The organism is Paenibacillus sp. TAF43_2 (assembly GCF_052113545.1).
In the GTDB taxonomy this organism is placed as follows: domain Bacteria; phylum Bacillota; class Bacilli; order Paenibacillales; family Paenibacillaceae; genus Pristimantibacillus.
In genome coordinates this window covers 1-10,416 of record NZ_JBFRDK010000203.1, presented here as the reverse complement: position 1 = coordinate 10,416, position 10,416 = coordinate 1, and the positions used below count along the sequence as shown (strand labels likewise).

8 protein-coding genes are annotated in these 10,416 nt (G+C 45.5%); 6 read left to right on the top strand and 2 right to left on the bottom strand.

The genetic code is table 11. The features are described from left to right. Window positions 1-103: 103 nt before the first annotated feature. Together AB4Z17_RS28590 and AB4Z17_RS28585 are read right to left on the bottom strand one after the other, a co-directional pair. Window positions 104-1,099, bottom strand: coding sequence for a FecCD family ABC transporter permease (locus AB4Z17_RS28590; RefSeq protein WP_441963582.1), 996 nt, complete (start codon window positions 1,097-1,099; stop codon window positions 104-106). 20 nt (window positions 1,100-1,119) lie between these two features. Then, complete coding sequence (locus AB4Z17_RS28585; protein WP_441963581.1) at window positions 1,120-2,061, bottom strand: ABC transporter substrate-binding protein; 942 nt, start codon at window positions 2,059-2,061, stop codon at window positions 1,120-1,122. 340 nt (window positions 2,062-2,401) lie between these two features. Between AB4Z17_RS28585 and isdC the strand changes: the two genes are divergently transcribed. The 6 genes from isdC to AB4Z17_RS28555 all read left to right on the top strand — a co-directional run bounded on the left by isdC (window position 2,402) and on the right by AB4Z17_RS28555 (window position 10,146). Beyond that, a complete protein-coding gene (gene isdC, locus AB4Z17_RS28580; RefSeq protein WP_441963579.1) occupies window positions 2,402-3,424 on the top strand; it encodes a heme uptake protein IsdC in 1,023 nt (340 codons plus the stop codon). Between the two features lie 12 nt (window positions 3,425-3,436). Further along, window positions 3,437-3,862 carry an NEAT domain-containing protein gene (locus tag AB4Z17_RS28575; protein WP_076270885.1) on the top strand — a complete coding sequence of 142 codons (426 nt, stop codon included), beginning with the start codon at window positions 3,437-3,439 and terminating at the stop codon, window positions 3,860-3,862. A gap of 137 nt (window positions 3,863-3,999) precedes the next feature. Continuing rightward, window positions 4,000-7,323: an NEAT domain-containing protein gene (locus AB4Z17_RS28570; RefSeq protein WP_441963578.1), complete on the top strand. Its 3,324-nt coding sequence runs from the start codon at window positions 4,000-4,002 to the stop codon at window positions 7,321-7,323. A gap of 120 nt (window positions 7,324-7,443) precedes the next feature. After that, on the top strand, window positions 7,444-8,391 hold the full coding sequence (isdE, locus tag AB4Z17_RS28565) for a heme ABC transporter substrate-binding protein IsdE (protein ID WP_441963577.1): 948 nt from the start codon (window positions 7,444-7,446) through the stop codon (window positions 8,389-8,391). Window positions 8,392-8,402: 11 nt separating this feature from the next. After that, window positions 8,403-9,386: a FecCD family ABC transporter permease gene (locus AB4Z17_RS28560; RefSeq protein WP_441963576.1), complete on the top strand. Its 984-nt coding sequence runs from the start codon at window positions 8,403-8,405 to the stop codon at window positions 9,384-9,386. Next, window positions 9,376-10,146, top strand: a complete 771-nt coding sequence (locus tag AB4Z17_RS28555) for an ABC transporter ATP-binding protein (RefSeq protein WP_441963574.1) — start codon at window positions 9,376-9,378, stop codon at window positions 10,144-10,146. The genes AB4Z17_RS28560 and AB4Z17_RS28555 overlap by 11 nt, the downstream gene beginning before the upstream one ends. Window positions 10,147-10,416 lie beyond the last annotated feature (270 nt).

Here is a 10,416-nt window from a genome sequence, read left to right as displayed (position 1 = left end):
GGCCCGACTATCGCAGTTATTTTACCTTTAGGGATAACCATATTAACATCTGACAGCTTGAACATGCCTGCTTCAAGCGTTAACGAATGGGTTTGAATCGCCTTCATCGCCAGTTACTCCTCCTCAGCAAATACAAAAAGAACGGTGCGCCGATGCAAGCTAATAAGATGCCAACCGGCAGCTCAACAGGGACGAATAAGGAACGAGCCGCGGCATCGGCAATGACGACCAGAGCAGCACCGGTTATTATGGATACTGGCAGCAAATAACGGTAATCGTCTCCAATGAGAAGGCGGACCATATGAGGCACAACCAGCCCAACGAAGCCGACAAGGCCTGCGGCGCTTACTGCAATTCCTGCAAGCAGAGCAGATAAGAGAATAAGCAGAAGCCGCTGCAACTCCACTTTTTGTCCCAGCAAGCGAGCAGAATCGTCGCTGAGCAGCAGCAGATTGGCTGATTTGATCGCTGGTATCGTAAGAAGGAGGCCAACGAGCGCGTAAGGCAGCATAAAGCTGAAATGATGCCAGCTTCGTCCATTTAATCCGCCGGAAAGCCATGGAAGCACAGCTTGAACCCGGTCGCTGTAAACGACCATCACGCCATTCATAACGGCCCCCACGAGCGCGTTTACTGCAACACCGGCTAATACAATCTTAATAGGCGAAGCACCTTTATCCCATGAAAGAAAATAAATAATTAGACTTGCAGAGAGGGCGCCAACAAAAGCAGCAGCTGGCAATAAAAAGCTGAATTGCGGCAGCATCACCATCGTGATGACAGCAGCGAGACCGCCACCTGCCGATACGCCAATAATGCCGGGATCAGCAAGCGGATTGCGCATGACACTTTGCAGAATTGCTCCGGATGCAGCAAGGCATGCGCCTGTCAATAAACCAATTAATACTCTAGGGAGCCTAAGATCAAGCAATATTACGGAGTGAGCTGATGAATCGCCTGTGATAAGAATGCTCCATATCTCGTGCAGTGGAATCGTGATTGATCCAGATATTAACCCGATAAGAACGCTTAAAAGCAGAAATATGGGTGAGATGATGAAGGCCAGCTTACGTCTTTTTGTACGTGTTTCTTTATTCATAATCCTTATTTAGTATCCTTTCAGTTAGGCACTTCTTTCAGCAAGCGGTCCATAAGCTCAAGTGCTTCGATCACACGAGTTCCAGGGTTAGTACCGAACAGGTCCTGCGGCAGCACTTCAATACGCTGCTGCTTGACGGCGGATATGCTGCTCCATGCAGAATTAGTCTCCATTTCACGAATGAAGCTGTTCTTGATTTCCTCAGGATTGCCATGCGTCATGAAAAAAATGATGTCGGGGTCTGCTTCAACAACACGTTCTGCGTTTAGCTGCGCGTATTGCGGGAAGCTTTGCAGCCTCGGATAATCCGAAGCGATATTTACTCCGCCAGCGGTTTCGAGTATGTTGCCGCTCAAGGAATTAGGAAGTGCTRCCATGAATGTACCTGGAGCTCCATATACAAGCAGCGCTCGCGGCTTGTTGGCTTCATCGGTATGTTTATAAACAGCAATCTTATCAACAATGTTGGCGATAATTGCTTGTGCCTGCTCTTCTTTGCGAAGAAGTTGGCCTATCAGCTCAATCTGGCGTTTAATGTCGTCGATGGAGTTGGCACCCGTCAACAGGAGCTGTACATCGATTCCTTGAAGGACGGGAATATCCTTCTCATTCAATGGATAATTGCCAAGCACGACATCAGGGCGAAGCAATGCTATTTTTTCCATATCAACCTCGTGAGCATTCCCGATTTGTTCAGCTTCGAGGACTGCTCGATTAACGGGCTGAGCGGATGTTGTAGGTCGGCCGACTAGATTTCCTCCTAAAGCTGCCACAATATCAGCTTCGCCGCTGCCCAGTGCAACAATTTTGGCGGGAGGTTCCTTAAAGGCAATTTGGCGTCCTGCAAAGTCTTTTACTATCAGACTTCCATCGCTTATTTCTGAAGAGCTGCTTTTGCCGATACTGCATCCTGTAAAAACGAGCAACAGAAGCACAGCAAATAAGGGGAGACAAGTTTTCATAACAATTGCAGTACCTCCAAGCTAAATGGTATTGATAATCAGTCTCAATGATCTCTTCGAGAGTATAATGCTTAAAAACAGAGGACGTCAATACCTAAAAAGGGATTATATAGAAAATAAATAATTTTCTTTTTTTGTGTTGACAAAATGTGGGCATGCATGATAGTTTCATTCCTGAGAATGGCGTTTCCTGAAATGGGGATGCATTCTGCAGCAGATTGCTTTTTTTTTAATTGTATAATGATAATGATTATCATAATCAAAATAACTTTTTATTGATAATGATTATCATATTCATGATGTGAGAGAGAGCCATTCGGATAATCTGCTGCGAGCTTGGATGTCGGGAGTAAAGGAGGAGAAGAGAATTATTCGCAAGTTTGGAGTGCTGGCTTTCTTCATCATGATTACTTTACTCGTTGTTCCGTTTGCACCTGAAGCACATGCAGCTGAACTGGCTGATGGTACGTACTCGATAGATTATGTTGTCAAGAAAGCCGAAGATGAATCGGTATCAATGGCAAATGACTATTGGGCAAAACCAGCCAAGCTGATTGTGACCAAAGGAGCTTTGCAGGTACAACTGCAAATAAACCATAGCTCATGGGTAACGGAATACAAAGTTCCGAGTGACGGCGGGTACATAGATACGGCTATTGTATCTAGCAACGAAGCTGACAATACGAGAATCGTTAAGTTCGGAATTGCTGATCTTACAACGCCGTTAGAGTCCAAGATCCACGTAACGGTAGAGGATATTGATTACGATCACAGCTACACAATTCGACTAGTTTTCGATTCCCGCAGTCTGAAGCAGATCAGCAAAGCCGATGCCCCTGTCAAAGAAGAAAAGAAACCAGCAGCAACCACAATAGAACCAAAAAAAGAGACCGAAGCAAAGACAGGTAAAACAGCTCCTCAAACCACAAATAAGGTGACAGAAAAACCAAAGGTTGAGGTAGATAAGCCGAGCTCTGAAACGGTCGATTCTAAAAAAGAAGATTCTAAGAAAGAGATACAGGTCGAAGCTTCGCCTGCTCCAACCGTTAGTCCGATAGCGGCTGAAGCTGAAGGGCAATCATCGCCTAAGGAGACTTTAACCCCATCTACACTAGAGTCTGCCTCTGCAGAGGATACCCTAGCAGTGGACTCTGCTGAGACAGTTGTTCACGAAGAGCCGAAGGCCGATGTTCAGCTTGTTGGGGCTGATATGGATACACCTGCAACAGGTGAAGCTGCGCAGCAGTTGTCAGATTCGGCTTCTTCTAAGCGCGTGTTGTCACCGCTTGTTATTTCCCTAATCATTATTGTTGTCGGAGTAGCCTATATTCTTTTGCGCAAAACCAAATTCGCTAAAAAATAAGGAGTGTTCTAAATGGTAAAATCGATGAAAAAAACAAGTTTCGTTATGTTAATGCTCGTAATGGCTTTAGCTCTAGTTGTTCCATCTGCTTTCGCAAGTACTGGTGTAAGCTATGTCGTTCGCAACGCGGGAGATACAGCCAATTCTTATGCTGATGCCTATAAAGTAGGCGATGCAGTTGTAGCTAGCAATGGCACAACGACAACGGTTACATTCTCTGGTTCAAGCTTCATTCAATACTTGCAAGTGCAAGATCCTGCTACTGGAACATACAGCTATGCAGCTGCTAATTATACAGGCGGCAACGTTGAATTTACATTTGAAGTGGCTGATTTCACACCGAACCAAGTTGCCAAAATCCACGTTGTCGTTCCGCCATCACCAGGATTTGAAGGCTACAATACGGTTCACACAATCCAATTCAATTGGAGCGTTTAAGCATCAGCGAGCTCTACGGTTAGAATAGCGTTTTAAAAATAACAGGAGAGCAATGCTGCGGCATGTTTCGCTCTCCTGTTCAAAATGCTAGGGTACATAAGCGATAGCAGTTAAATGACGAAGGAGTGTTTTTTGAAATGCAAATGAAATTTCGCCGATTGACGGCGCTGCTCGTGGCGCTCGTATTGTTGCTGTCGGCCTTTCCTGTGAGTGCAGCGGCGGGTGTAACGCCAAATGGGGAGTATAGTGTTCCTTTTCTTTATGTGAAGGATGGAAGCAATGAACGATCGATTATTAACGATTATCTTAATCCGAGCACAGGCAAGCTGATTATTTCTAATGGCAGTGCAAAGTTTCAGCATGAGGTTACGCAGTATACTTCCTTTCAACATTTTTCGGCTAAATTAGCAGGAAAAGATAAAGCAGTAATCAATGGGAACACAATCAACGGCATAGAAGGGTATCAAGTCGTTGCTGTTCAACCAGCAGGGGACGGATTAGATCCGGATCACGTCGTTGTTAGCTATGATATTGAGAACTTGCAAGAAAAACAAGAAATTTTGATTCATATCGTTATTCCTTCAGTAAATTATGACAATTGGTATAATGTTCAGCTTCAATTAGATATCACAGGTCTGCCTGTTGATGGAGGAGGCAATAGTGGCGGTGAGACTGGAGCTGTAACTTTGGAGCAGCTCGAAGCTTTATTTACAGTTTCGAATGAGCTCCTAAGTACAACAACGGAGGGAACTGGCGATGGCTTCTATTTGGCTGGTTCTAAAGCGACTTTTCAAAATACGATCACTCAGGCAAGAAGCATTGCAGATAGCGCTGGCGGTTCCAATCAAGAGCTGATCAAGGCTGCTTACCTTGTTCTGCAAGAGGGCAAAAAGAAGTACGAGGCTGCTCGGCTTGTCGTGAATAAAGCGAATTTAGTACGTGCGTTAGAAGAAATTTCAGCTTTTGCGACAACGGTAAAAAATATAGGGACAGCAAATGGAGCTTCAGTCGCTCATGGGGTATTAACGGATGGTGAGTATTCGGTTGGAGCGAGCGTAAGGCTTGGGCAATGGATTGTGGACGCTCAGACTGTAGCTGCTGATCCGCAAGCATCTCAAACAGCCGTCAATAATGCTTTAAATGTGTTGACTGCCAATGTGGAGGATTTGAAAAAGCAGCAGTACAAGAAGGAGATATTACCGCTGCTTGTGCTGGACCCTGAAACAGGAGAAATATCCAAACACAATAAAGATTTCAAAACAGAAGTAAGTATGTTTACTCAATCGGCAGCGCCTTATTTTCAAGCGTATGCTCACGTTGTTTTTGCAGAGCCGATGGAAATTGCACCTGAATTAACGTTATATGGACAAAGCGCAAACGGCGAGATTTCCTCTAGTACGCTGACAGGTTATAAAACGCTTATCGAAAAGGGGTATGAAGGGCTGATACAGGCCTATCAGTTTGCCGCAAGACATCAAAAGGCAGACGATTCTATTTATCAAGGCTTATCAAAACTAGAGTACACAATTGGTACAGAGAAGCGAACAGTACTATTCAGCTATAATGCGAATCATCTTAATGCCTTAAACGCTTTGATCACTGCAGCGCGTCAACTGCATGATTCCGCTGTTGTTGGAACGGCTACTGGGCAATATGAGGCGGCGGCAAAAAAATCATTGCTTTCTGCTATTCAATTAGCTGAACAAACAGGGAAGAAACTCAATTCTACACGTCCAGAAATTGCAAATGCGGCAAAGATTTTAGAGAAATCTGTTCAAGTTTTTAAAGGAAGCCAGATTCGCAATATTTCTTTCGCAGCCCTGCATGCAACAAATGCAGCGTTATCGAGCATGGACAGTTACTTCCTCAAGCCGGCTTCTGTTACGTCCAATAACGGTGAGACTTATGTATCTTTTTCAATAAAGGACAGCAGCATCGTTACAGAGTTTAAAGTTGCTCAGAACAGCATACTTACAGATGTGACCGTTGTCAGTGAAAACAAGACGGAAAATACGAGGGTTATCAAATTTAAAGTGGRTGATTTAACGGCAATTGTGCCAGGGCAAGTTCGAATTATTATGCCAAACGTAATTGACCCGCGTACAGGCAAACCTTATGATGCGACTCATAACATTCGTCTGTTGTTTGACCATGGTGATCCAGCAGTTTTGAAGGCAGCTATTGCAGCAGCGAAGGCGGCTCATGATGGAGCAGCCGCAGGTACAGGTGCCGGGCAATATCCGCAATCAGCAAAAGACGCACTGCTTAGTGCAATTACAGCGGCGAACTCTATCGCAAACAATATACTGTCTACAAAGCAGCAGCTCATTGATGCAGAAGGCGCGGTCGAGCAAGCGCTGCAAGCTTTCCAAGCGACAAAAATTGTCGTTGTTGATCCGGTCAAACCGACAGAACCGGGAGCACTTGCGGACGGCAAGTATTTGATTGATATTCAGTTTTTAAAACAAGGCACTACACAAACATCGGTGATGGATGAATATGTAGCACATCCTGCTAGTTTGCTCGTGCAAAATGGTGTGAAGCATGTACAAGTCAATTTAAAGCAAAGCAAGGAAATTACCGGATTTACGATTGGCGGTTCTACGCCAGCAACGATCGAATCCGATGCTTCCGCTAACACAAGACGAGTACAATTTACAGTAGCCGATCTACCGGCTAAGCTGGATGGCTGGGTGAAAATTGATTGGCCTGAAGTGAAGTACCATCATGAATACAGCATTCAAATTCAGCTTGGCGCAATAACGCCAGTAGAAAGCTGGGACTCTGATTCATTTGGCTCTGTCGTCTCAAGAGAGACGCCAGAAGAAATTGAGAAAAAGAAAAAAGAACAAGAGGAAAAAGATAAGCTGGCTGGCAAAGATGCTACGGCTGCATTTAAAGATTTAACAAACAACTGGGCGAAAGAAGCCATTAATCGCGCATTGAAGCTAAACATCGTTCAGGGTTATCCGGATGGAAGCTTTAAACCGAATGCAACAGTCAATCGTGCGGAGTGGACGGTTATTCTCGGCAGAGCTCTGAAGCTGGAAGGCAAGAACGCTTCAACAGCTTTTGCAGATATGAAAAACATTCCTACTTGGGCACAGTCCTTTATCGAGCAAGCGGTAGCAGAAGGCATTATTAATGGCTATGAGGATCAGACATTCCGTCCAATGCAAAATGTAAACCGTACGGAAATTGCAGTCATGATCGTAAGAGCACTTCATTTGCCGCTGGAAGCAGCGGATTCGCTTAACTTTGCGGATGCAGTAGAAATTCCTTCCTACGCTAAAGCATACATTGCTACGGCAGTGAAGTACGGATTAATTAAGGGACTGGATCAAAATCAGTTCGGCGGAACGAAGTCCGCAACAAGAGCTGAGGCGATTACTCTCGTTTTGCGTGCTGTCGATTATTTAGAAGCGAAAGCAGCGGAGCAAGAAAAAGCTAAAACGGCATAAGAGGCAGCAAGGAAGGCTCCAGCTGTTGCAGAGCTTGAAGCGGGTGATTTAAACAGTTGGCATAGGAGGACCCTGATTAAYGGGTGTCCTCTGTGCTGTTTTTAAGGAGGTAAGAAGGAAATGCTCTATCGATTTATGAAGGGGTTATCCCTGCTGTTTCTTGCTTCGATGATGGCAGGCTGCGGATCGCTTGGAGCGGGAAGCGGCTCGGCAGATGCGCCAACTGCTGCGTCATCTGCAAACTCTTCGGCAAAAGTAGCGGCTTCGGGCACTGTATCCGAGGAGTCTAGCCAGCGCATCGTGTCAACGACCGTAGCTATTACACAAATTATGGACGCGCTTGAGCTTGATTTAGTTGGAATACCAAAAAGCGTAAAAACGCTGCCTGAGCGTTACAGCACCGTTACTAAAGTTGGGAATCCAATGAGTCCTGATATAGAAATGGTTAAATCCTTGAAGCCGACGGAGGTGCTGTCTGTCTCAACGCTGCAATATGAGCTGGAGCCTGTATTTGAGAGTGCAGGGCTAAAGGCTGATTTCCTGAATTTAACGAGTATCTCCAGCATGCAAGCTGAAATTACAGCGCTCGGAGAACGGTATGGGCGAGAAACACAGGCTGCTGCAATCGTAAATGAACAGAAGGAAATGCTGGCTGCCATCACTCGGAATACAGAAGGTAAAGAAAAACCGACGGTGCTGATCCTGCTTGGTGTGCCCGGCAGTTATTTGGTTGCGACGGAGCATTCTTACATCGGCGATCTTGTTCGTTTGCTAAGGGGAGTAAATATCGTGCAGGGCGAGCAGGTTGAATTTTTGGCTTCCAATACGGAATATTTGCAGAAGGCGAATCCGGATGTCATTTTGCGAGCAGCGCATGGGATGCCGGCTGAGGTTGTAAAAATGTTTGATGAAGAATTCAAAAAAAATGATATCTGGAAGCATTTTGAAGCGGTAAAGACGGGGCGTGTATATGATCTGGAAGAAACTTTATTTGGCACGACGGGAAATTTGGCTGTTGTCCAAGCACTAACCGCGCTCGCTCCAATGCTTTATCAGGATTATAAATAAGGATGTTTTTTATGCCAAAAACGATATTCAGCTTCATCGCAATTACGCTGCTCCTTCTGGCAACCATCGTATACTCCATGACGACTGGAAGCATCAGCGTTGGATTTGTTGAACTCATGAAAGGGTTGCTTGGCTCGCCAAGTGAACAGGTAGAGGTTGTTCGCGACCTGCGGCTGCCGCGTATAATCGTTGCTTTACTGACAGGGGCTGCGCTAGCCGTGTCTGGTGTACTGCTGCAAGCCGTAATGCGCAATCCGCTGGCAGACGCAGGTGTTATCGGCATTTCATCAGGGGCAGGCTTGGTTTCTTTGCTGCTTGTAACGATATTCCCAGCATTGTTTTTTTGGATGCCGCTGTTTTCATTTGTTGGAGGAGCAATAGCTTGTCTATTGGTCTATTCGCTTTCGTGGCGCTCTGGACTCAGTCCGCTTCGGCTTATTCTGGTCGGTGTGGCGATTAATGCTACATTTACAGGTCTTGGGCAGTCCTTTAATTATCGCGGCAGCTATGCGGTAACTAGCGTAAATCAAGCGATTTCCTCTATATTTACAATGAAAACCTGGGATGATGTACATATGTTGGCGCTGTATGGCGGTGTAGGCTTGTTACTCTCGATGCTGCTTGGCTCATGGTGCAATACGCTTGTTTTGCAGGATCGAACCGCTCAAAATCTTGGTTTGTCTGTTATGAAAGTAAGGCTGCTCGTTTCGGTTGTTGCCGTGCTTTTGGCTTCTGTTGCAACAGCTATTGGCGGGTTAATCGTGTTTGTCGGCTTGCTCGTCCCACATATCGCGAGGCTGCTCATTGGCTCAGACCATAAAGTGCTGCTGCCTTTCTCTGCGATTGGCGGAGCATGGCTCATTTTGACTGCGGATACGCTTGGCCGTACTCTTTTAGCTCCGACAGAAATTCCAGCTTCGATTGTCATGACAGTCATCGGCGGTCCTTTTCTCATTTTTTTGCTGCGAAGGAGCGAACGCGTCCATGGACATTAATGGAATAAGGTTTTCATATGACAAAAAAACTTTCCATTTGAACGGAATAACTAGCCGTATTGCGGAAGGCCGGATTACGACGATCATTGGTCCAAATGGCTGCGGGAAGTCAACTTTGCTTGGAGTAATGGCGAAAAATCTTCGGCCAAGCGAAGGTGAGGTGCTGCTGAATGGGAAGCAGCTCGCGCAAATCAAGCCAAAGGAGCTTGGCAAGAAGCTGGCCGTGGTGCATCAGCAGCAGGAAGCGCCTGCAGATTTGACTGTAGAGAAATTGGTTCGCTTCGGTAGATTGCCGCATCGGAGTAGGTGGGGACAAGAGAGCGAATTAGATGATGAAGCCGTGGATTGGGCGCTCAACTGCACGAATCTGCTGAACAAGCGAAAGCAGAGTCTAGCGCATTTATCTGGCGGCGAACGGCAGAGAGCTTGGATCGCAATGGCGCTGGCACAGCAAACCTCGCTGTTATTTTTGGATGAGCCAACGACGTATTTGGATATCTATCATCAAATCGAAATATTAGAGTTAGTAAAGACGCTGAACCGCAAGCATGGAATTACGATAGTGATGGTCCTGCATGATATGAATCAGGCTATTCGATACAGCGACCATATTATTGTAATGAAATTAGGATGCATCGTAAGAGAAGGTGCGCCTGAGACAGTCGTGACAGCGGAAACGATTAAGCAAACGTATGGCGTTGATGTTGTGATGAAAAACGACGGGTATACCGGACTGTATATGGTTCCATTAGGAATTTAAGCGTGTGTATATTACTTCTTATTTTCATGAATGAGAGCATTAAGCGCATATGTGTTCTTACAGCGCCAATAGTAACATTCATAAGTGTCTGTAAGAACCTATAGGTTCTTACAGAGCTCAAGTGCAGCCGGGTTACTCACAAAAAAGTGCAWTAAGCGCATATATGTTCTTACAGGGCAAAAAGTAACATTCATAAGTGTCTGTAAGAACCAATAGGTTCTTACAGAGCTCGAGTACAGCCGGGTTACTCACAAAAGAGTGCATTAAGCG